Source organism: Pseudomonas sp. dw_358 (genome assembly GCF_018449655.1).
In the GTDB taxonomy this organism is placed as follows: domain Bacteria; phylum Pseudomonadota; class Gammaproteobacteria; order Pseudomonadales; family Pseudomonadaceae; genus Aquipseudomonas.
The window spans coordinates 1-21506 of record NZ_JAAVUX010000020.1; the positions used below are offsets into that span (position 1 = coordinate 1).

At 64.6% G+C, this 21506-nt stretch carries 14 protein-coding genes; 7 read left to right on the forward strand and 7 right to left on the reverse strand.

Annotated features, from left to right (window positions below):
* From HB675_RS22265 to HB675_RS22285, 5 genes are all read right to left on the reverse strand, one after another.
* The coding region (locus HB675_RS22265) for an ESPR-type extended signal peptide-containing protein (RefSeq protein WP_213881310.1) at positions 1–3115 on the reverse strand (3115 nt) is incomplete at its 3' end.
* Between the two features lie 306 nt (positions 3116–3421).
* Positions 3422–4300 carry an alpha/beta fold hydrolase gene (locus HB675_RS22270; protein WP_345945793.1) on the reverse strand — a complete coding sequence of 293 codons (879 nt, stop codon included), beginning with the start codon at positions 4298–4300 and terminating at the stop codon, positions 3422–3424.
* On the reverse strand, positions 4297–7203 hold the full coding sequence (locus HB675_RS22275) for a sulfotransferase (RefSeq protein ID WP_213881311.1): 2907 nt from the start codon (positions 7201–7203) through the stop codon (positions 4297–4299). Before HB675_RS22275 ends, HB675_RS22270 begins: the two co-directional genes overlap by 4 nt.
* A gap of 50 nt (positions 7204–7253) precedes the next feature.
* Entirely contained in the window at positions 7254–7814 is a 561-nt protein-coding gene (gene cysC / locus HB675_RS22280; RefSeq protein ID WP_213881312.1) for an adenylyl-sulfate kinase, read from the reverse strand.
* A gap of 70 nt (positions 7815–7884) precedes the next feature.
* Positions 7885–12144 (reverse strand): PAS domain S-box protein, encoded by a 4260-nt coding sequence (locus HB675_RS22285; protein ID WP_213881313.1) that lies wholly within the window; start codon positions 12142–12144, stop codon positions 7885–7887.
* A 356-nt stretch (positions 12145–12500) separates the two neighbouring features.
* Here HB675_RS22285 and HB675_RS22290 point away from each other — a divergent pair, with 356 nt between their 5' ends.
* The 4 genes from HB675_RS22290 to HB675_RS22305 all read left to right on the forward strand — a co-directional run bounded on the left by HB675_RS22290 (position 12501) and on the right by HB675_RS22305 (position 16560).
* On the forward strand, positions 12501–12887 hold the full coding sequence (locus tag HB675_RS22290; RefSeq protein WP_213881314.1) for a cytochrome c family protein: 387 nt from the start codon (positions 12501–12503) through the stop codon (positions 12885–12887).
* A gap of 109 nt (positions 12888–12996) precedes the next feature.
* Positions 12997–14304: a cation:dicarboxylase symporter family transporter gene (locus HB675_RS22295; protein WP_213881315.1), complete on the forward strand. Its 1308-nt coding sequence runs from the start codon at positions 12997–12999 to the stop codon at positions 14302–14304.
* Positions 14301–15194: a DUF1932 domain-containing protein gene (locus HB675_RS22300; protein ID WP_213881316.1), complete on the forward strand. Its 894-nt coding sequence runs from the start codon at positions 14301–14303 to the stop codon at positions 15192–15194. The genes HB675_RS22295 and HB675_RS22300 overlap by 4 nt, the downstream gene beginning before the upstream one ends.
* A gap of 97 nt (positions 15195–15291) precedes the next feature.
* The gene (locus HB675_RS22305) at positions 15292–16560 is read left to right on the forward strand and encodes a gallate dioxygenase (RefSeq protein WP_213881317.1); all 1269 of its coding nucleotides are present in this window, start codon (positions 15292–15294) and stop codon (positions 16558–16560) included.
* Here the strand turns inward: HB675_RS22305 and HB675_RS22310 are convergent.
* On the reverse strand, positions 16532–17707 hold the full coding sequence (locus HB675_RS22310; protein ID WP_256737655.1) for a LysR family transcriptional regulator: 1176 nt from the start codon (positions 17705–17707) through the stop codon (positions 16532–16534). The two genes, HB675_RS22305 and HB675_RS22310, sit on opposite strands and share 29 nt — an antisense overlap.
* 160 nt (positions 17708–17867) lie before the next feature.
* Between HB675_RS22310 and galB the strand changes: the two genes are divergently transcribed.
* From galB to HB675_RS22325, 3 genes are read left to right on the forward strand one after another with little or no spacing between them, the layout of a single operon-like run.
* Positions 17868–18611 (forward strand): PIG-L deacetylase family protein, encoded by a 744-nt coding sequence (gene galB, locus HB675_RS22315; protein WP_213881319.1) that lies wholly within the window; start codon positions 17868–17870, stop codon positions 18609–18611.
* Positions 18608–19321: a 4-carboxy-4-hydroxy-2-oxoadipate aldolase/oxaloacetate decarboxylase gene (locus HB675_RS22320; protein WP_213881320.1), complete on the forward strand. Its 714-nt coding sequence runs from the start codon at positions 18608–18610 to the stop codon at positions 19319–19321. The genes galB and HB675_RS22320 overlap by 4 nt, the downstream gene beginning before the upstream one ends.
* A 3-nt stretch (positions 19322–19324) precedes the next feature.
* Positions 19325–20401: a 4-oxalomesaconate tautomerase gene (locus HB675_RS22325; protein WP_213881321.1), complete on the forward strand. Its 1077-nt coding sequence runs from the start codon at positions 19325–19327 to the stop codon at positions 20399–20401.
* A 35-nt stretch (positions 20402–20436) separates the two neighbouring features.
* Here the strand turns inward: HB675_RS22325 and HB675_RS22330 are convergent, their stop codons facing one another.
* The gene (locus HB675_RS22330; RefSeq protein ID WP_213881387.1) at positions 20437–21402 is read right to left on the reverse strand and encodes an aliphatic sulfonate ABC transporter substrate-binding protein; all 966 of its coding nucleotides are present in this window, start codon (positions 21400–21402) and stop codon (positions 20437–20439) included.
* Between the last annotated feature and the right edge of the window lie 104 nt (positions 21403–21506).

Below are 21506 nucleotides of genomic sequence, written 5' to 3' on the forward strand. Positions count from 1 at the left end.
TCAGGGTCGCAGCGCTGCTCTGCTCGTAGTTGCCGGCGATGGTGGCCGTAGCGTCGGAGGCCAGACGCAGGGTGCCTTGGTTGTCGAAGCTGGAAACGGTGAACAGGTTGCCATTGTTCATCGTGTAGGTGGCGCCGCTGACCAGGTCGACGGTGGCGGAAGGCGCATGGACCTCGCCACTGAACACCGCCGTGTTGTTGCCGGCAATCTCGATCTGGCTGATGCTATTGTCGTTGGACAACACCGCGTACTGGCCGCCGCTGATGGTGCCACTGTTGACCAACGCCCCCACCGTGCTGCCGGTCGCCTGCAAGCCATAGGTGCTGCCGCTGATCACCCCGCTGTTATTGACCGTTGCGTTCACCGTGGCATTGGACAGCAGGATGCCGCCGTCACCCGCCAGCGTACCGCTGTTGACGATACCGCCGCTGCCGATGGTCGAGTCGAAGACACCGATGGCCGGCCCAGGCACCCCGTGGGCGCCGTCATTGGTCAGGGTGCCGGTATTGACGATGCCGCCCAGGCTGGAGCTGCCCTCGATGTCGATCGGACCGTGGTAGTTGGCGCTCATGGTGCCGCTGTTGAACAGGGTACCCTTGACGGTGGTGCCGGTCAGGTTGAGACCGAACATCGTGCCGCTGTTGCTGACATCCCCAGTGACTAGGTCATTGGCCAGATAGACGCTGGGCCCTTGACCGACGATGTAGCCGCTGTTGACGAAACTGCCGAGGGTGCTGTTCTGGATAGCGTTGCTGCTCTCGTCGGACTGCAACCTGCCGCTGTTGGTGACGCCACCGGAGATCACGCTGTTGTTGATGCTCAGGTTGCCGAACTTGGTTTCGGAGTTGGCACCGTTGATCAACTGGCCGGTGATGGTGCTGTTGCTGAGGGCGATGCCGGTGCGACCGCCAAAGGTACTGCCGGGTTCGTTGATCAGGTTGCCCTTGATCAAACTGCTGTTGAGATTGAACGCGGCACCAAAACCGCCGTTGACGGCCCCGCTGTTATCCAGGGTGCCGATGATGGTCGACTGTTGCAGGGTGATGCCGTCATAGCCGGTGATCGAGCCGCTGTTGATCAGACCGCCGTTAAGGGTGCTGCTCTGCAGGCGGATGCCGTCCACGCTGGCCGTGGTGAAATTGCCCGTGGTAGCGATGCTGCCCGAGTTGACGATGTTGCCGGTGATGGTGCTGTTCTGCGCGGTGATGCCGCCTTCGTTGCTCTCCAGCGTACCGCCGTTGTTGGCGATGCCGCCGCTTTTGATGGTCGAATCGGTCAGATAGATAGCGGCCTGACCCATCCCTTGCACCGTGCCGCTGTTGACGATGCCTTTGCCGACGCTGGAGCCGTTGAGCACCAGCACTGAGCCGGACAAAGAGCCGGTGTTGCGGATCTGCCCGCCCACCGTGCTGCCGGTGAGCTGATAGCTGTAGAAAGGGCCACCGGCCGTGCCGTTGTTGACCAGGTTCTGACTGATGGTCGAGTTGCTGAGGATGAAGGCTTCACCGGCAGACAGGCTGCCGTTGTTGATGAAGCTGCCAGCGACGTTGCTGCCGTAGATGCCGACGGCGTTGTAGAAACCGTTGATCGCGCCGTTATTGATGATGTCGCCGCGGGTGTCGGTCTGCAACAGCAGCAGGCCATCGCTGTAGGGCGCGCTGGAGGACTGGCCGCTGAGGGTGCCGTTGTTGATGATGTTGCCGTCCAGGGACGTGCGGTTCAGCTCCAGGCCATTGCCGCCCTTGATGGTGCCGCTGTTGGCGATGTCGCCATGGACGATGTCGGTGGTCAACAGCAGGCCGACACCGGTGTCGCTGTTGGCGCTGATCACTCCGCTGTTGGTCAACGACCCCTTGAGGCTGCTGCTGTACAGGTGCAGGCCTTGATCGACGCCGTTGATGGTGCCGCTGTTGATCAGATTGCCGCCCAGAATCGAACCACCGATATGTGCGCCCGCACCGGCCACGCTGCCACCGCTGATGGTGCCACGGTTGTTGATGTCTTTGGCGATGCTGGACAGCTGGATGTCCAGGCCGTTGCCGATGTTGGGGTAGGGCGCGGCGTCATAGTTGGGCGCCACGATACTCAGCACGCCGCTGTTGGTCAGGCCGCCGCTGAGGTGGGACTGGCTGACCTGCAGGGCAAAATCGTTGCCGGTGACGGTGCCGTCGTTACGCAGCGTGCCCAGGCTGCTGCCATCCAGAACCTTGATACCGCTGCTACCGGCGATGGTGCCGGTGTTGTGGAAATTGCCGCTGATCTGGGTGTTGTCGATCAATACTGCCGTCTGCTGAGCCCAGAGGCTGCCGCTGTTGACCACCGAGCCACCGACGGTGTCGTTGCTCAAGGTCAGCGCAGTCTTGCCCGCTGCGGCGCTGCCGGACACTTGGACATTGCCGACGATGTGGCTCTGATCGACCAGGATCGCGTAATTGTTACTGCTGATATTGCCGCTGTCGAGCAGGTGCCCGTTGACCGTGGAGTCCTGCACGCGGATGCCGGTGTTGGCGCTGATAGCGTTACGGTTGTCCAGGTTGCCAGCCAGTACCGAGCTCAAGAGGTCGATCCCGGTCCCGGTGGAGCGGATCATGCCGGCGTTGCGGATGAAGCCGTCGAGGGTGGCGTGGTCCAGGCTGATGCCGGAGGTGGTGTCGGTGATGGTGCCCACGGCCGAGTTGAACACCGAGCCGCTGACCGCCGTACTGGACAACAGAATCGCCGGGCCGCTGCCCTTGGCATCGATCAGGCCGTTGTTGCGGATCAGGTAGCTGCTGTTGACCGACCCGGTGGTGACGGTGCTGGCGCCGGCACCTACCAGCACGGCGGGCACGGCGGTGATCGAGCCGTTGGTGTTGATGTTCAGCGTGCCACCGGCGGCGAGGGTGCAGGTCACACTGTTGGCACTGCCGATGGTGGTGGCGCCGCCGTTGGCACAATTGCCGGCAGCCAGCGCGAGGGGTGCGGCCAACCCGCCCAGCCCTGCCACAGCAAGGGCGATGGCGCTGACCATAAGCGTGCGCGCCGAGGACGCCTTGCCATGGGACTTGGCGTGTTCATGGGTGACAACGAAGGCACGAAGGGCGTCACTCCAGACAACTCGGTGGGCTTTGTTCATGCAGCGACATCCTTGTGCGTAAATTATTTATGAAGAAAGGTTTCATGCTGGACACATTCATAGCCATACGCCGAGTAAATGTCAAAGTCCTGACAGGGGCATTTCAAAACCATCCGACGGACGTGGATGGTGGCGGAATACTGGCGGTTGCGCCGAAGAGTCGAAGATAGAGGGCGTGGCAGAGCGCGTGGAGGCGAATCTCAAGTGGCAGAATTTCGTCAGATGGGTGGATTCTTGCGCAGCAGCGTCAATGTAATGGTGTAAAAACGGACCGGACTCCCTGCGGGCAAGCCCTGCGCCCGCCGGTTACATCTCGGGGAGCGAAGCCTGCCCAGGAAGAGGCGGGTATGCCTCATCAGAAATCTTGCCGACAGCCCTCAGCACCGGTGCCACCAGCTTCGGCCAGTCCCGGGCCCAGCAGCAGTGGTGCTCGAAGCCATCCACCACCACCACTCGAGCGGCCGGCTGCCCCTGGACGAAACCCTGGGCGAGGGAGGCTGGCATGTTGCTGTCTCGGCTGCCGACAAAATGCCATTGCGGCAGATGGGTCAGGCGCTCGCGAGCGGCCATGGGATCCAGCGAGCCGGCCAGCGGCGTGACGCGGTGCAGATGAGTCCAGCCGACCGGGTCGACATTGCCCGCCACCGTCACCAAGGCGACCACGTCATGCCGCCGTTGCGCCAGCAACGTGGCCACCGCGCCGCCTCCCGAATATCCCACCAACAGCACCCGGCGCGCACCGACACGCTGCTTGAGCTGGTCGATGGCGTCGTTGCTGGCGGTGATAACCGGCTCGGAGAAGCGCTCGCCGGTCCAGTATCCCTGCTGGCAGCGGGCGTCAGAGAGGCCACTGTACTGGCAGGGGCGGGCGAGATAGGCGACCGCGCCCGTGGGTTGGGCCACGGCCATACGCAGACCGACAGGGTCCAGCGGAGTGGGGTCGTCGGAAGGTGACTGGGCGGTGATCCAGGCCAGGCCATCGCCTTCGATGTACACCGTCAGCAATGCGCCGCGGCTGGGGCTGGCCCAGGCGGCCAGGTTGAAGGTACGGGTGCCCAGGCTCACCGGCTGCCAGCCGGCCTGTCGGGCCAGGCTGTCGGCGGTCTGCTGGCGCACGGCATGCTCGGGCACCCCGGCGCAGGCCGTCAGGCTCAGCAGCGCGGCCAGCAGGGCACGGCGCCTCACCGCTGCGGCACCGAGAGGCACTGCAGTGCATCGCGCACCCGCTCGATGACCGGCGCCCACTGGCCGAAACCAGGCTGGCGGAAGATGCGCAGGCGCGGGTACCACGGGCTGTCCAGGCGGTCCTTGAGCCAGCGCCATTCGTTGTCGAAGCGGTCCAGCATCCACACGGGAACGTCCAGGCCGCCGGCCAGGTGTACCAACACCGAGTCCACCGAGATGATCAAGTCCAGATTGGCCACCAGCGCTGCGGTCGTGGCGAAATCTCCCAGGTCAGCGGTCCAGTCCAGCCATTGAACCGTGGGTACCGGGATCACCGGCACCTGCTCGGCGCTCCACTTCTGCAGGTTGACCCAACTGATGCGTGGGTCTTCGAACAGAGGTTGCAGGTGCTCGAACGCCAGGCTGCGCCGGTCGTTGTAGCGGTAATCGGCACGCCCGGCCCAGGCCAGGCCGATGCGCAGGCGGCCGGGGGCGGCGCTGGCCAGTCGCGCCTGCCAGAAGGTATGAGCCGGGGTGGGCACTTTCAGGTACGGTACGTGTGCGGGCACGGTATCGGGGCGGGTGGCGAACGCCCGTGGCAGCGACATCAGCGGGCACTGCCAGTCCCAGCCGTCGAAATGCGCGGGCAGGCCGTTGAAGACCACCACCTTGTCGCCGAACGAGTCCTGCATCAACCGCAGCACCGGCGTCGAACTGGCCAGCCCCACCCGGGCGAAGCGTTCGCCGAGCAAGGCCAGGTAACGTGCGAATTGGAACGTATCGCCGAAGCCCTGCTCGATGATCACCAGCAGGCTCTGCCCCGCTTCCTCGTCGCCAGCCCATTGCGGCAGCGGGCAGGCCGGGCGTTTGAATGCCTCGCGGGCGGCTTCGGCCGAACCGGTCCAACGGGCCTCGTAATGCTCCCAGCCGTTGACCCAATCGCCGAGCTTGAGTTGCGCCAGCCCCAGATTCAGTCGCGCCATGGCCAGCTCCGGTGCCAGGTCCACGGCGCGCTGAAAGCTGTCCCGGGCCGCCTCGGTGTACCCCTGATCCTGCAGGGCGAAACCGATGCTGTTGTGCACGGCGCCGGCACCGGGATCGAGCCGCATGGCCTGTCGGAACAGCACCAATGCGTCGTCGAACTGCTGCTGGTGATAACAGGCGATGCCCTGGTGGTGCAGGACCTCGGCTTCAGCTTGAGCCATGCCGTGCAAGACTTCAGGCTCGTCTGGGTGGTCATTGCGCCAGTCCTTTACCTGCGCGTACAGCGGCTGCAAATGTCGGGCGAAATGTTTCCAGCGCGCCACCGAGGTGCTGTACAGCGGCCGGCGCACCTGGGCCACGCTGGCGGTCTTGACCGGGCGCGGGTTCTTGTGGAAGGCCAGGCAGGCCGGGTCCCACGGCAGGCCGACGAACGCCAGGACCCGCCGCGCCTGGGCCTCGGGGTCGGCAATCAGGTCCTCATAGGCCAGGTCCAGCACGGTACCGTCGGGCAGGACTTGGTCCCAATGCGCCATCAACTGCCGGTAGCGCCCGTAATAACGGCCCAGGCTCTGCTGGTCGTAGGCGAACCCCATGGTTTCGTTGAACAGCCGCGAATAACAGGAGAAACACGAGTCCATCGGGTCGCGCTGGGCGTGGATGATTCGCGCGTGGGGCAGGGCCAGGTGAATCAAGCCCAGGTAGAAGAAGTTGGCCGGCATCTTGTCGGTGATGAAGCGACTGCCCGGGGCCAGTGTGGCGAGGCGCTTGAGGTAGGCCTTGCCCAATTGGTGCAACTGATCGTCGTCCAGCTGCGTGACGCTCTGGGGGTAGGCGTGGGGTGCCAGGGCCTCGAGGATGACCGTGCCCAGGTCCGGTAACTCGCCGGCGCCGTGCACATCGGGGTGACTGCAGAGGATCTGCTCCAGCAGCGTGGTGCCCGAGCGGGGCATGCCGACGATGAAGATCGGCACCTGGCCGTCGACCACCGGTCGAGGCCGCTGCTGGCGCGCGGCAAAAAACGCTGGGGTAAAGGTATCGAGGATCTGCGCGAGGACCTGATCGGCCTGGCCCTCGTCGTAGCCCAGCCGGCCATGTTGCAGGCGGTTGCCTTCGGCGTAGGCGGCAAAGGCCTGGTCGAAGGCACCGGCGTCGTCCAGCGCCTTGCCCAGGGCGAAGTGATAGCGGACCTGGGTCTCCACCGGCCATTGCTCGCGGTGCCCGTGCAGGCCCTGGAGCATGGCCAGGTGTGGATCGTCCGCACGATAGGTATGCAGCGACGAATAGTTGTAGTGTGCGGCCACCAGATCATTGCGCGCCGCGATTGCCGCCTCGAAGCAGCAGCGAGCGGCGTCGATGTCGCCCTGTTCGCTGTAGAGCGCGCCCAGATTGTTCTGCGCTTCGGCGTGCTGCGGGTCGAGGTCCACGGCCTTGGCATAGGCCGCCCGGGCCTCTGCGCGGTCGCCGGGTTGGTTGCGTTGCTCCAGCACCGAGCCCAGGTTGTTCCAGGCCGCGCCGTGTCCGGGCGCCAGTTGCAAGCCCCGGCGGTAAGCCTTTTCGGCAAGGTCCAGACTGTGTTGGTCGGCGTAGCCAAGGCCCAGGTTGTACCAGCACAGGGGGTCGTCGGGCAGCCGTTCGCAGGCTCGTCGGGCGGCGTCTACGGCGCCGGGCAGTTGGCCGAGACGCCGGCGGATCTCGCCGAGATTGCGCCAATACAGGCCCTGATCTTCAGCATGGGCTACGGCGTGTTCGATGAACTGCGCGGCGAGCGCGAGGTTCTTCGCATTGACCGCCAGGAGGCCCAAACCATGCCACGCCGGGTGAAAGTTCGGTTGCAGGGCCAGCAGTCGGCGCCAGTTCTGCTCGGCCAACTCGGTCTGCCCGCTGTCCTGTTGGTGCTGGGCCAGTTGCCACAGGGCATTGACCTCGGGGGTTGAGCTCATGGTGTTTTCCTGTGTCGTCCTGGACAAGAGGGGCGCGCGTTCGGGAGGGACTATAGCAGCGGGCAATGCTGTTTGACGTAGTCCACCAGGCGCATGACGCTGGCATCGACACTCTGCGCGGCGGTCTGCACCCGCAACTGCGGCGCCTGCGGGATCTCGTAGGGGGCGTCGATGCCGGTGAAGCCCTGCAGTTGGCCGGAGCGGGCGCGGCGGTACAGCCCTTTGGGGTCGCGGGCTTCGCAGGTGGCCAGATCGGTGGCCACGTGCACTTCATGGAAGGCGCGGCCCATGCGCTCGGCGGCGGCACGGGCAGTGGCGCGGTCCGCGGCATAGGGCGAGATGACCGCGACGATGCAGATCAGCCCGGCATCGGCAAACAGCGCGGCGACTTCACCGACGCGGCGCACGTTCTCAGTGCGATCGGCCGGGGAGAAACCGAGGTTGGCATTGAGGCCTTCGCGCAGCCGGTCGCCATCGAGCACGTAGTGCGAATAGTGCAGTGAATGCAAGGTCTGGGCGAGGGCGTTGGACAGGGTCGACTTGCCGGCGCCAGACAGGCCGGTCAGCCAGATGACGGCGCCGGAGTGAGCGGATTTGAGCGACTGTTGCATGGCGAGAGTGTCCTTGCGTAGGTCGCCACAGGCTATCAGAAATTTCTGCCGCCGCCCTTCGCGGATACCCTCACGACGCCGGCGGGAAGGTCTGGGCCAGCTGGTGCAGCTCGCGCAGGCTGTCATCGGCCAGCAGGTGCAGGGCCGGCAGGTCGATCAGCGCGCTCATCGGCTCGGCCAGGGGTTGCTCGCGCACCCGCGGCTCCAGGTGGCCGGCGAGGCTGGCCAGCGCCTTGGCGCCCATGGTGGCGGAGCAGCCCTTGATCGAGTGCAGTACGTCCGCAGCCTCGCGCCGATCGCCGACCTGGAGATGCTGTTCCAGGGCCGCCACCAGATGACCGATCTCCACCACGTAATGCCCCAGGGCGCCGCGAAACAGATCACCGTCGCCGCCGAAGCGGTCGATGATGGTGTCCTCGGACTCCAGCGGCACGCTGGCCACCCCTTGGGTGTCGGGCAGCAGGGGCAGCGTAAAGCGGCGCAGGACCTCGACCACGTGATTGATGTCGATGGGCTTGGCGATGTGATCGTTCATCCCCGCCGCCAGGCACGCGTCGCGATCGGACTGCGAGGCGTTGGCGGTCATGGCGATGATCGGCAACGTCGCAAAACGAGGGTTGCTCCGCAACCGTCGGGTGACTTCCAGGCCGTCAAGATCGGGCATCTGCACGTCCATCAAGACCAGGTCATACCGGGCTTCGCTGATACCGACCATCTCCAGGGCCTGCAAGCCCCCCTCGGCCAAGGCCACTTCGGCGCCTTCGCGGCGCAGCAGTTCCTGGGCCACGAAGCGGTTCAAGGCATTATCCTCCACCACCAGCAGGCGCAGCCCCTCCAGTCGTGCCGCCGGCGTTGCTACGGCGGGCAGCTCCGGCAGCTCGCCGGGGCTGGCCTGCAGCGCGCGCAGGATGGTGGTGTGCAGCTGGCGGGGCGTAGCCGGTTTGGTGATCAGCTCGGCAAACGGCGGGTCGCCGGCTTCCCGTGCGTCGGCGAGGACTTCGCGGCCGTAGGCGGTGACCATGATGATCACGGGCGGCGGGAAGCTCACGCATTGATCGTGGATCTGCCGCGCCGTGGCCAGGCCGTCGCTGTCCGGCATCTTCCAGTCCATCAGGACCACGTCATAAGGCGTCGCCGCTTTCTGGGCGGTGATGATCCGCGCCAGCGCCTGATGCCCGTTGGCCAGATAATCCACCTGCCAACCCATGCCTAGCAGGGTGCGCAACAGGATGTGTCCGGCGACCGGGTTGTCATCCACCACCAGTAACTTGACCGCGCGCCGGATTTGCGCGGGGATCCCGGGTTTCTCGCTGACCGGCTCCACGCCCAAGGTGATGTCGAACCAGAAGCGACTGCCCAGGCCCGGCTCGCTGTCGACGGACAGGTCACTGTCCATGAGGTTGAGCAGGCGCCGGCTGATCACCAGGCCCAGGCCCGTGCCGCCGAAGCGGCGAGTGGTGGAGGGTTCGGCCTGGGAGAATCCCTCGAAAATGCGCTCCAGCTGATCGGCCTGGATGCCGATGCCGGTATCGGTGACTGCAATGCGCAGCCGCGCGTGGTCGCCTTCGCGTTCGAGCAGTTGCACGCTGACCACCACGTGGCCTTGCTGGGTGAATTTCAGCGCGTTGCCGCCCAGATTGATCAGGATCTGCTGCAGGCGCAGGCTGTCGCCGATCAGCGTGGGGGGCACCCGGGTGTCCAGGTCGAAAGCCACCTCCACGGTACCGGTGGTGTCGTTGCCGGCCATGACCACGGCCAGGTCCTGCATCAGGCTCTCCAGTTCGAACGGGTGCACGTCGATCTGCATCTTGCCGGCTTCGATCTTCGAGTAATCGAGGATGTCGTTGAGAATGCCCAGCAGCGAGCGGGCGGCCGACTGCGCCTTGCCGACATAATCCTGCTGGCGGGCATTGAGGGCCGTGTTGCTGATCAGTTGCAACATGCCCAGCACGGCGTTCATGGGCGTGCGAATTTCATGGCTCATGTTGGCCAGAAAGTAGGATTTCGCTGCGCTGGCGGCGTCGGCCTGTTCCTTGGCGTGCAGCAGGCCGGCCTCCAGCGCGTGGCGCGCGGTGATGTCGCGGTTGATGCCGGTGACCAGCACCGCCTGGCCTTCGGCGTTGCGTTCGACGTTCGCCGCCGACTGGATGTAGGTGATGCTGCCGTCGTTGCGCACGATGCGAAACACCGAGTCGTAGGTGGCGGCGCCCTCGATGGCGGTGTCGAGCCGCGCCGCGATCGCCGCCGCATCCTCCGGATGCAGGCGCGAGTACCAGTACGCGTAGCTCTCGTCGCCATCGGTGATCAGCCGATCGAGCTCGTACAGCTCGCACATGCGCTCGCTCCAGTGCACGGTGTTGTTCACCAGGTTCATGGTCCAGATACCCAGCTCGGCGATCTCGGTGGCCATGAGCAGGTGATCGCGCAGGGTGGTCAATTCCCTGTGCTGCTGGCGCATCTGCTCGACGCTGGCGGCCAGCTGCTGTTCGGCGTGCTTGCGCTCGGTGATGTCGATGGCGATGCCGACATAGCCGGTGAGCGTGCCGTGTTCGTCACGCATCGCGGTGATCACCAGCGACACCGGCACTTGCGTGCCGTCCTTGCGCACGTAGGTCCATTCGCGGGTGTCGGAGCCGTGGGTCTCGGCCCGGTGCACCAGGGCGCGAAAACCCCGGACCGGAAAGCCGTAGCGCCGAGACAACTCTTCGCTGCGTTGCTCCACTTCGCTTTGCAAGTGAATCATCGCCGGGGTGGCCTGGCCCACCAGTTCACTGGCTTCATAACCCAGCATGTATTCGGCGCCGCGGTTGAAGATGATGATGGTGCCGGACAAGTCCGTGGCAATGATCGACACCTTGGAGGACGAACGGAAGACATTGCCGAACAGCAGGTTGAGCTGGGTCAGCTCGGCCGTGCGCTGGATGACCAGTTCTTCGAGGTGGCTGTTGAGCTCGCGCAGGCGCGCATCGCTGGCCTTGAGGGCGGTGATGTCGCGCATGCTGGTGGACGCGCCGATCACTTGGCCGACGGCGTCATGGATCGGCGTGACCGACACCGAGACGTCCACCAGGTGGCCGTCGCGGTGCCGGCGCTGGGTGTTGGGCAACTGCACTGATTGATTGCGCGCAACGCGGGCCAGTACCTCACGTTCTTCATTGAGCAGCGCCTCGGGCACCAGCAGCCGGGCCAGGGACTGTCCCAGGGCTTCTTCCTGGCTGTATCCCACCAGCGCCTGGGCGCCGCGGTTCCAGGAGGTGATGTGGCCGTCCAGCGACTTGGTGATGATGGCATCGGTGGAGCTTTCGACGATGGCCGCCATCAGGCTGCGCGCCGCCTGGACCTGTTGCCGGCGATCGCGGCCCAATTGACTGGCGGTGAGAAAGGCGGCCAGCAGCACGCTGAGCAGGGTGCCGATGCCCATCACGGCATAGGGCGACACCAGATGCAGGCCGCGCACGAAACGCTCGCCGACCCGTGCCTCCACTCGCCAGCGCCGGCCGAACAGCTGCTGTTCGCTGGTGGCGCTGGCGACGGCCTCGAAGGCGGAGGCATCGGCGTAGAGCAGGGGCTGGTTGTCGGGGTCGGTAATGTCACGCAGGCTCACGCGCAAGGTATCGCGGTCCAGGTGCAGGCTGCCGATCACGTCTTCCATCAGCAACGGTGCATAGGTCCAGCCCAGGCCTTCGGCCAGGCGCCCCTCGACCGTGGCGGGGGCCGTACTGGTGCGATAAACCGGCATCAACAGCAGGTAGGACTGTTCGGGGTGGCCCTTGTCCTGATAGAGGGTGATCGGCGCGGTCAGCCGCGCCTCGTTGGCGCTCATGGCCGCCTGTGCGGCTTCGCGGCGGTTTTTTTCCGAGGCAATGTCGAAGCCGATGCCGGTGCGGTTGAGCGCCATCGGCTCGACCATCTCGATGACGTAGAGATCGCCGGCATGACTGCCTAGCTGGGTGATGGAAAAGTCCGGCTGGATGCGCGTGCGTTGGCGTTGCAGGTAGTCAGGAAGTTGGTCGGCGGGTACGCGGCGCGCGAAACCGAAACCGCGCGCCCCAGGAAACTCTTCGTCCAGGTCACGACTCTGGCTGTAGCGGCGAAACACCTCGGGGTCGATCTTGTCGGCGCCGGCCGTGAGGATCGAACCACGCGCGCCGCGCAGGCCGTATTGGTAGAGGCGCAGGCGGCTGACGATAGCGTCGGCGGCTTCACTGGCCGCCACGCTCACCGCCTGTTGGGTGTAGTCACGGTTCGAATAGCCGACCAGACAGGCAACCAGCACGCTGAGCCCGAGCCCGGACGCCAGCGCCAACAGGCTCCAGCGGGTCAGTTTCACTTCACCCCTCTTGCTCACCGGCAACCTCGCGACTCCGCCACTGCGACACCTGATCCATGGAATGTGCCCTGTGGGTCAAGCGTAGCGGATTCACGGCCGTCCAGCAGAGCAAAATTTCCGGCCTGATCCTCCCCGCCAGCGGTCCTCAACGGCTAAAAACTTCAGGCATGGACCAAGGCAATGGCGAATGAAACAACGATGGTGCAGACAATTATCAAGTTGATATTCATGAGGTTTCCTTTCCAGGACGGGCTGAGATGGCATAATCCTGCCTGCAAGCTGCGCTAAAGAATAATTCCGAATAACGATTAACAAGATCATGCAAATTGATGATGAGCCGTGATGGGAATCGATCCATGAAAAGCAACCTGTTGATTCTGCTGTTGGCCTTGACCCCACTGGCCGCCGTTGCCGACGGCGATGCGACGGCCGGGCAGGCCGTGTTCGAGAGCAACTGCACCCGTTGCCACACCATCGGCAGCAATGCACGCAATGTGTTCGGCCCTCAGCTCAACGGCCTGTTCGGGCGCAAGGCGGGCACGGCGCAGGGCTATCACTACACCGATGCCATGCGCAATTCGGGGATCGTCTGGTCGACGGATACCTTGGCCGCTTTTGTGAAAGACCCCAGTGGCGTGGTGTCCGGGACGCGGATGCAGTTCTGGGGGTTAAGTGATGCGCAGAAGGTCGCGGATCTGTTGGCCTATTTGAAGGCCAATCCGGTGACCCAAGACAGCCCATAAACAAAACGCACCCCACCCCAAACCCAACGCATTGGCCAATCCCCGCCACGCCCTGCGATTCTGACCCCCGCTGCATTCTTGAATAATAAGAACAAGGGTCAAGAACCTCATGAAAGTACTGGGAAAACTCTATATCCAGGTGCTGATCGCCATGGGTCTGGCAATCGCGCTCGGCCTGCTGGCGCCGGAATGGGCGGTGAAAATGAAGCCCTTGGGCACGGCGTTCATCGCCCTGTTGAAGATGGTTCTGGGGCCGATCATTTTCTTCACCGTGGTCCACGGCATCGCCCACGTCGGCGATTTTCGCCGGCTGGGGCGTATCGGGGTGAAGACGCTGGTCTATTTCGAAGTGGTCAGCAGCCTGGCGATGGCAGTGGGTTTCATTGTCGTCTCGCTGGTGCGGCCGGGTGATGGCCTGCATGCGCGCATGGGCGATGACCTGGCGGCCGGGCAGGCGGCCACCGTCAACGCGGCCATGGCCGGCGGCAGCTTCAACCTCGAACACTTCCTGCTCTCCATCATTCCGAAAACCCTGGCCTCGGCCTTCGTCGACGGCGACATCCTGCCGGTGCTGTTCGTCTCGATCCTGGTGGGCCTGGCCCTGGCCCAATGCGCTAAACCGGACTGGGTCGGCCTGCGTCTGCTCAACGAAGGCCAGAGTGTCATCTTCAAACTGCTGGGCTACATCATGCGCCTGTCGCCACTGGGAGCATTCGGCGCGATGTCGGCGGCGGTGGGCAGTTTCGGCTCGCAGACCCTGCTTTACCTGTTGCGCTACATTCTCACCTATTACGCCAGCGTATTGATCTTCATCTTCCTGGTGCTGGGCAGCGTCGCGGCGCTGGCCGGGTTTTCGATCCTCAAGATCCTGCGGGTGATCAAGGAGGAGGCGATCATCGCCATGGGGACGGCCTCCAGCGAGGCGGCCTTTCCGAAACTCGTGGCCAAACTGACCCAGGCCGGCTGCGACGAGGCGGTGGTGGGTTTCGTGCTGCCGGCCGGTTATAGCTTCAACATCGACGGCGCTTGCCTGTACATGGCCTGTGGCCTGGGTTTTCTTGCACAGGCCACCGACACCAGTCTGTCCTGGGGCCAGTCCCTGAGCCTGCTGGGGGTCATGCTGCTGACCTCCAAAGGTGGCGCCGGCGCGGCCGGTGGCGCGGTGATCAAGCTGGCGGCGACCCTGGAGTCGGTGCGCGTCCTGCCGCTGGGCGCACTGGGGCTGCTGTTCGGCATTGATCGGGTGCTGGCCATCGCCACCTCGACCACCAACGTCATCGGCAACAGCGTGGCGGTGTTCGTCATCTGCCGCTGGGAAAGGCTCTTCGACCGCGAGCGGTTCGACGCTTGCCTCAAACCTGCGCCGGCAGCCCATGCCGAGCGCACGTCCACCCCCCATCTGGAGAACAGTCAATGAGTGTATTGGAAACAGTGGCCCTGATCGGCTTCGGTGAGGCCGGCGGTATTCTTGGCCAGGACTTGGTTGCCCAAGGCGTGCGCGTCAACGCTTACGACCAATGGCTGGAGAGGCCCGAGCACCGCCCCTCCATGCTGAACAAAGCGGCCCAGGCCGGCGTCCAGCCGTGCGACAGCGCCGAGGCCGCCGTGCGCGATGTACAGTTGATCATCAGTGCCGTCACCGCCGCGTCGGCGTTGAACGTGGCGCAGCAGATCGCGCCGTTCCTGCGCTCGGGCCAGGTGTTCATGGACATCAACTCTGTGGCGCCGACCACCAAGCAGGCCGCCAGCGCGTCCATCGAGCAGGGCGCTGGGCGCTATGTCGATGCCGCCGTCATGGCTCCGGTGCCCCCCCAGCGCTTGCAGACACCGATCCTGCTGGGCGGGGCGCTGGCCGAGGATCTGGCGGGGTGGCTGGTGCCGTTGGGTTTCAACGTGCGGGTGGTGGCCGACCGCGTCGGCGTGGCCTCGGCAATCAAGATGTGCCGCAGCATCATGATCAAGGGGCTGGAGGCCCTGACCACTGAGTGCCTGTCTACCGCACGCCACTATGGTGCGGAAGAGGCAGTGCTGGCGTCCTTGCACAAGAGTTTTCCGGGCATGGGCTGGGATGACCGTCAGCCGCACTACCTGATCAGCCGGGTGGCCGAGCATGGCCGACGCCGTGCCGAAGAAATGGAGGAGGTGGCCCGCACCGCCGCCGATGTCGGCGTCGAACCGAACATGAGCCGCGCCATTGTCGCTACCCAGCGCGGTCTGGTGGACAGCATGCTCAGTCAGGGCCTGGGCTATACCGAACCCTTTGACTGGCGGGTTCTGGTAGACCAGTTGTACCGCCCTCATCAATAGAACCGATACCCGATTAAGCATTTCACAGGCGTGTGAAGACCTTGCTCCTTGTATGCTCACAACGCTTGGCTAATCAAAATGGGTGGAGAAGTAGAACATGGCAACAATCATCGGCGGCCTGGCCGTTTCGCATACTCCCACTATCGGCTTTGCAGTCGACCACGACAAACAGGACGAAGCCGCCTGGGCGCCGATCTTCGAGAGCTTCAAGCCGATCAAGGCCTGGCTGGCCGAGCGCAAGCCGGACGTGCTGTTCTACATTTTCAACGACCACGTGACCTCATTCTTTTTCGATCACTACTCGGCCTTTGCGTTGGGCGTCGATGACCACTACGAGGTCGCGGACGAGGGCGGCGGCAAGCGCGCCTTGCCGACCATCGGCGGTCATGCGGCGCTGTCCCGGCACATTGGCAACAGCCTGATGGCCGACGAGTTCGACATGTCGTTCTTTCGCGACAAACCCATCGACCACGGCCTGTTCTCGCCAATGTCGGCATTGATGCCGTTCAAGGACGGCTGGCCGGTGCAGGTCGTGCCCCTGCAAGTGGGCGTGCTGCAATTCCCGATTCCCAGTGCGCGCCGCTGCTACCACCTGGGCAAGGCCCTGCGCCGTGCCATCGAAAGCTACCCCGAGGACCTGAAAGTGGCTATCGTCGCCACCGGTGGCGTATCCCATCAGGTGCATGGCGAGCGGTGCGGCTTCAACAACCCGGAATGGGACGCACAGTTCCTTGATCTGCTGGTCAACGACCCCGAGCGCCTGACCGAGATCACCTTGGCTGAATACGCCACCCTGGGCGGCATGGAAGGCTCGGAAGTGATCACCTGGCTGATCATGCGCGGCGCGCTGTCGGCCAACGTCGAGAAGCTGCACCAGGACTACTACCTGCCGTCGATGACCGGTATCGCCACGCTGCTTCTGGAAAACCGTGCCGCGCCGCTGCCCGGCGAACTGGCCCTGGAACTGCAGCAGCGCCATCGCGAGCATATCGACCACCAGTTGGCCGGTATCGACCAGTTGCCGGGCACCTACCCATTCACCCTGGAGCGCAGCCACAAGGGCTACCGTCTCAATCGTTTCCTGCATAACCTCATCGACCCGGCGTGGCGCCAGCGCTTTCTCGACAACCCCCAGGCGTTGTTCGACGAGCACCAGCTGACGGCAGAGGAGTGTGGGCTGGTGGCGGCGCGAGACTGGCAGGGGCTGATCCGCTATGGCGCGATCTTCTTCCTCCTGGAAAAGCTCGGCGCCGTCATCGGGGTGTCCAACCTGCACATCTACTCGGCCATGAAGGGCCTGTCGCTGGAAGATTTCCAGAAGACCCGTAACCAGCAGGTCACCTACTCGGTGGCTGGCAGACGCTGACCCGGCGGATTTCTTCGATCAGCGCCTGCGCCGCTGGCGAGTGCAAGCCGTTGCGCCGGTAGATCAGGCCAATGGGGCGGTAGGTGTCGCGCAGCTGCAAGGCCAGCGGGCGCAGCTCGCCGGAAGCGATTTCGTACTCCAGTTGGTGGGCGGACACCACCGCCAGCAAGTCCGAGCGCATCAGCAGGCCGCGAATGATGGCCATGTCGCCGGTTTCTACCACCGGCTCCAGCGGCGTGCGGCCCAGCCCGGCAAAGTGCGCCTCCAGCAGCTGGCGTGCCGGGGTGTCCGCCCGGGGCAGCACCCAGCGCGCATGGGCCAAGTCATCCAGACTCACGGTCTGGCCCAGCAAGGGATGATCCCGGCGGGCCAGGATGACCATTTCTTCGATCAACAATTGCTCGCCCTGCAGGTCGCTGGCGTAGTCGTGAGAGCGGAGCGCGCCGAGGACGAAATCGACGTCGCCGGCACGCAGCTCCATGGCCAGCAGATTGAACGGGCTTTCGTTGGTGGCCACGCGCACGCCGGGGTGTTGCTCCAGCAGGCGCACGATGGCCTCGGGGAGGATCCGCGTGCGGCCCAGGGGCAGGGCGCCGACCATCACCACCCCTTGCAGTGAACCCTTGAGCAGCGCGACGTCGGCCGGTATGTGCCGCAGTTCGTTGAGCACCCGGCGAATCGGCAACAGGATGTCCTGGCTGGCGCGGGTCGGTTGCAAACCGCGGGCGGTGCGCTCGAACAAGGCCTTGCCGGCCCCGTCCTCGAGCACCTTGAGCGCCGCGCTGATGGCCGGCTGGGTCAGGCCGAAGGTGTTGGCGACGGTCTGCATGTGCTGGGTTTCGCAGAGTTTGACGAATATTTCCAGGCGCCGCGACTGCAACAGGTACAGCGGCTCGTGGGGCGCGTGGCCGAGCAGGGCGGGAATGGCTTCCAGCTCCGCGAGGATGCGCTGGGCGCGGGGCAGGATCGACTTGCCCTGGGGGGTGAGCAACATACCGTTGGCGTGGCGCTCGAACAACTGCACGTCCAGGCCCAGCTCCAGATCGCGAATCGAGCGGGTCACCACCGACTGCGCGCGCAGCAGGACCTGGGAGGCGCGGGAGACGCTGCCGTATTCGGCAATGCGCACGAAGGCGCGGATCTGCATCAACGGGGGCAGGCTGCTCACAGAGGCTCCGACGGCGTGGCGGGACGTCCAGTATGCGGCGCCCATAAGCAAAAAGTATAGCTGCAGCAAGGTTAAGCATTGGGCCGGGCGGGCGACGACTGTCAGCATCGGGGTACTTCAACGAGGGAAGTCTCCTGCCATGATCAGCCCCGCAAACAACAAGACCGCCCTGGTGGTCAGCGCCCATTCCGCCGACTTCGTCTGGCGCGCCGGTGGCGCCATCGCCTTGCATGCCGAACAGGGTTATGGCATGCACATCGTCTGCCTGAGCTTCGGCGAGCGTGGCGAATCGGCCAAGCTCTGGCGCAAGGGCGGCGACATGACCGAAAGCAAGGTCAAGGCTGCTCGACGCGAAGAGGCCCAGGCCGCTGCCGATATTCTCGGTGCCAGCGTCGAGTTCTTCGACATCGGCGACTACCCGATGCGCGCCGACACCGACACCCTGTTTCGCCTGGCCGACGTGTTTCGCCGGGTGCAGCCGGAGTTCGTCCTCAGCCACTCTCTGAAAGACCCCTACAACTACGACCATCCGCTGGCCATTCACCTGGCCCAGGAAGCGCGGATCATCGCCCAGGCCGAAGGCTACAAGCCCGGCGAAACGATCGTCGGCGCGCCGCCGGTCTACAGTTTCGAGCCGCACCAGCCGGAACAGTGCGAGTGGAAGCCCGATGTGCTGCTGGACATCACTACGGTATGGGACAAGAAATACGCCGCCATCCAGTGCATGGCCGGCCAAGAGCACCTGTGGGAGTACTACACCCGCGTGGCGCTGCAACGCGGCGTACAGGCCAAGCGCAACATCGGCATCACCGCGAAAAAAGACATCATCTATGGCGAGGGCTATCAGAGCATCTTTCCTCGCGTGACGGAGAACCTGGGATGAACCTGATCGGAAAGACCGGCGTGGTCATTCGCAACATCCCTCGGGCCGAGCAGGCCCTGGTGGACGAACTCACTCAGTATGGCGTGGCAACGGTGCATGAGGCCCAGGGCCGCAAGGGCCTGCTGGCCTCGTACATGCGCCCGATCCAGCAGGACACCGCCATCAGCGGCTCGGCGGTGACGGTGCTGGTGGCTCCGGGCGACAACTGGATGTTCCATGTGGCCGTGGAGCAGTGCCGGCCTGGCGACATCCTCGTGGTGGCGCCCAGTTCGCCGTGCACCGACGGCTTTTTCGGCGACCTGCTGGCCACCTCTCTGCAGGCCCGTGGGGTGCGTGGTCTGGTCCTCGACGCCGGCGTACGCGACACCCGCACCCTGCGCGAGATGGGCTTTCAAGTCTGGTCCCGGGCCGTGCACGCCCAAGGCACTATCAAGGAAACCCTGGGTTCGGTGAACATCCCGGTGGTCTGCGCCGGGCAACTGGTCAACCCGGGTGACGCGGTGCTGGCCGACGACGACGGTGTGGTCATCGTGCGCCGTGAAGAGCTGGCCGGGGTTATCGAGGCCAGCCGCAAGCGTGCCGACCTCGAAGAGCACAAACGCCTGCGCCTGGCCGCTGGCGAGCTGGGCCTGGACATCTACAACATGCGTGTGCGCCTGGCGGAAAAGGGCCTGAAGTATTACGACAGCCTTGACCAGTTGGAGGGTTGAGCCATGGGCCAGACGCGGATTCCTTGCCTGCTGATGCGCGGCGGCACGTCCAAGGGCACCTATTTTCTGGCCGATGACCTGCCGGGCGAAGGCCCGTTGCGCGACCGCGTGCTGCTGGCCGCCATGGGCTCGCCCGACCCCCGGCAGATCGATGGGGTGGGTGGAGCTGACTCGCTGACCAGCAAGGTGGCGATCATCCGCCGCTCACAGCGGCCGGGTGTGGACGTCGATTACCTGTTTGCCCAAGTGGTGGTGGACGAGCCGCGGGTGGATTACGGGCAGAACTGCGGCAATATTCTGGCCGGTGTCGGTCCGTTCGCACTGGAGCGCGGGCTGGTGGACATCCAGGGTGAGGAGACGCAAGTGCGCATCTTCATGGAAAATACCGGGCAGACCGCCACGGCCCTGTTGCAGACCCCCGGCGGCGCGCTGCGCTACCACGGCACAGCGCGCATCGACGGCGTCCCGGGCACGGCGGCACCCATCGTGGTCGAGTTCGATGACATCGCCGGCTCCAGCTGCGGTGCCTTGCTGCCCACCGGGCAGGTCAGGCAAGTGATCGACGGCGTCGAGGTGACTTGCATCGACAACGGCATGCCCGTGGTGCTGATGCGCGCCGCCGATCTGGGCCGCACCGGCTATGAAACCCGCCTTGAGCTCGATGCCGACACCGAGCTCAAGGCGCGTATCGAGCGGATTCGCCTGCAAGCCGGGCCGTTGATGAACCTGGGGGATGTCAGCGAGCGCACAGTGCCGAAGATGACCCTGATCGCCGCGCCCCAGGCCGGGGGCGCCATCAGCAGCCGAAGTTTCATTCCACACAAATGCCATGCCTCCATCGGGGTGTTTGGCGCCGTCAGTGTGGCTTCGGCTTGTCTGCTGCCCGGCTCGGTGGCCGATGGGCTGGCCCAGGTGCCGCAAGGGGCGCAGGTACGATTGTCGGTGGAACATCCCACCGGGGAGTTCACCGTGCAGCTGAAGCTGGACAACGGCGCCCTGGCCGGGTGCGGGCTGCTGCGCACGGCGCGGTTGTTGTTTGATGGGGTGGTGTGCGTGCCGCAGAGCGTGTATCGGCCGTAAAGCGCAGGCCACGAGGCCATCATGCGCAGGCCATTTCAAGGCTTCCAGACCCCCACATCCTTGGCATCCACCGCCTTGGGCAGCAACCCGGCGGCCAAAAACGCATCGGCAATCTTCTGCTGCTCACCCAATTGGTCGGCCGTGACCGCCTGGACCTGATAGGTCCGGTGGGCATTGGCCGCTTCCACCGTCGGGCCATCCAGATTGCCCCACAGCGGCCCCAGCACTTTCGCAGCATCGGCTGGGTGGGCCTTGACCCACTCACCGGCCTGCTGCAACTGGGCAAACACCTGTCTGAGCACCTCGGGGTGCGCCTGGGCATAGGCCGTGGTGGTCAGGTAGTAGCGCTTATAGCTGGCCAGCCCCCTGCCATCGGTCAGCACGCGGGTCGGCAATTGGCGCTGGACGCTGGTGAGGAACGGTTCCCAGGTCACCCACGCATCCACTTTGTTGTTTTCGAAGGCCGCGCGCCCGTCGGCCGGGGACAGGTACGCCGGCTGGATATCGGAAAACTTCAGCCCGGCCTGGGCCAGCGCCGCGATCAGCAGGTAATGGGTGCCCGCGGCCTTGGTCACGGCGACTTTCTTGCCTTTGAGATCGGCCAGCCGCTGGATCGGCGAGTCACTGCGCACCACGATGGCCTGTGCCTGGGGCGACGCCGACTCCTGGGCAAAATACGTCAGCCGCGCGCCGGCAGCCTGGGCGAAGATCGGTACGGTGTCGGCCACGTCGGCGCTGAGGTCGACATTGCCGGTGTTCAAGGCCTCCAGCAAGGGCAGGCCGCTGGGAAACTCATGCCAGCTGACGGCGATGCCCTTATCTTTCAGTGCCTGTTCCAGGGTGCCTTGGGTCTTGAGCAAGGTGATCAGCGTTGAGGACTTCTGGTAACCGATACTGACTGTCTCGGCGGCGTGCAGAGGTGTGGCCAGCGCGGCGCTGATCAGGCAAAGGCTGGCGGCCCGCAACGCCGTCCAGCGGCGGGTGACATATTTTTGCAACATGGATGTCATAGGATGCTCTGTCTTTTATAGGGATGACCGATCATCAAAGATCATAAGGTTGTAAAAAAATTCGGCTAAATACCGTTTAGGCATGACCATAGACG

What these genes read in the sequence shown, in the direction of transcription:
- HB675_RS22275 (WP_213881311.1), bottom strand. Translation starts at nt 7,203, where the DNA reads ATGAGCTCAACCCCCGAGGTCAATGCCCTGTGGCAACTGGCCCAGCAC.
- cysC (WP_213881312.1), bottom strand. Translation starts at nt 7,814, where the DNA reads ATGCAACAGTCGCTCAAATCCGCTCACTCCGGCGCCGTCATCTGGCTG.
- HB675_RS22290 (WP_213881314.1), top strand. Translation starts at nt 12,501, where the DNA reads ATGAAAAGCAACCTGTTGATTCTGCTGTTGGCCTTGACCCCACTGGCC.
- HB675_RS22295 (WP_213881315.1), top strand. Translation starts at nt 12,997, where the DNA reads ATGAAAGTACTGGGAAAACTCTATATCCAGGTGCTGATCGCCATGGGT.
- HB675_RS22300 (WP_213881316.1), top strand. Translation starts at nt 14,301, where the DNA reads ATGAGTGTATTGGAAACAGTGGCCCTGATCGGCTTCGGTGAGGCCGGC.
- HB675_RS22305 (WP_213881317.1), top strand. Translation starts at nt 15,292, where the DNA reads ATGGCAACAATCATCGGCGGCCTGGCCGTTTCGCATACTCCCACTATC.
- HB675_RS22310 (WP_256737655.1), bottom strand. Translation starts at nt 17,707, where the DNA reads ATGCAGATCCGCGCCTTCGTGCGCATTGCCGAATACGGCAGCGTCTCC.
- galB (WP_213881319.1), top strand. Translation starts at nt 17,868, where the DNA reads ATGATCAGCCCCGCAAACAACAAGACCGCCCTGGTGGTCAGCGCCCAT.
- HB675_RS22320 (WP_213881320.1), top strand. Translation starts at nt 18,608, where the DNA reads ATGAACCTGATCGGAAAGACCGGCGTGGTCATTCGCAACATCCCTCGG.
- HB675_RS22325 (WP_213881321.1), top strand. Translation starts at nt 19,325, where the DNA reads ATGGGCCAGACGCGGATTCCTTGCCTGCTGATGCGCGGCGGCACGTCC.
- HB675_RS22330 (WP_213881387.1), bottom strand. Translation starts at nt 21,402, where the DNA reads ATGTTGCAAAAATATGTCACCCGCCGCTGGACGGCGTTGCGGGCCGCC.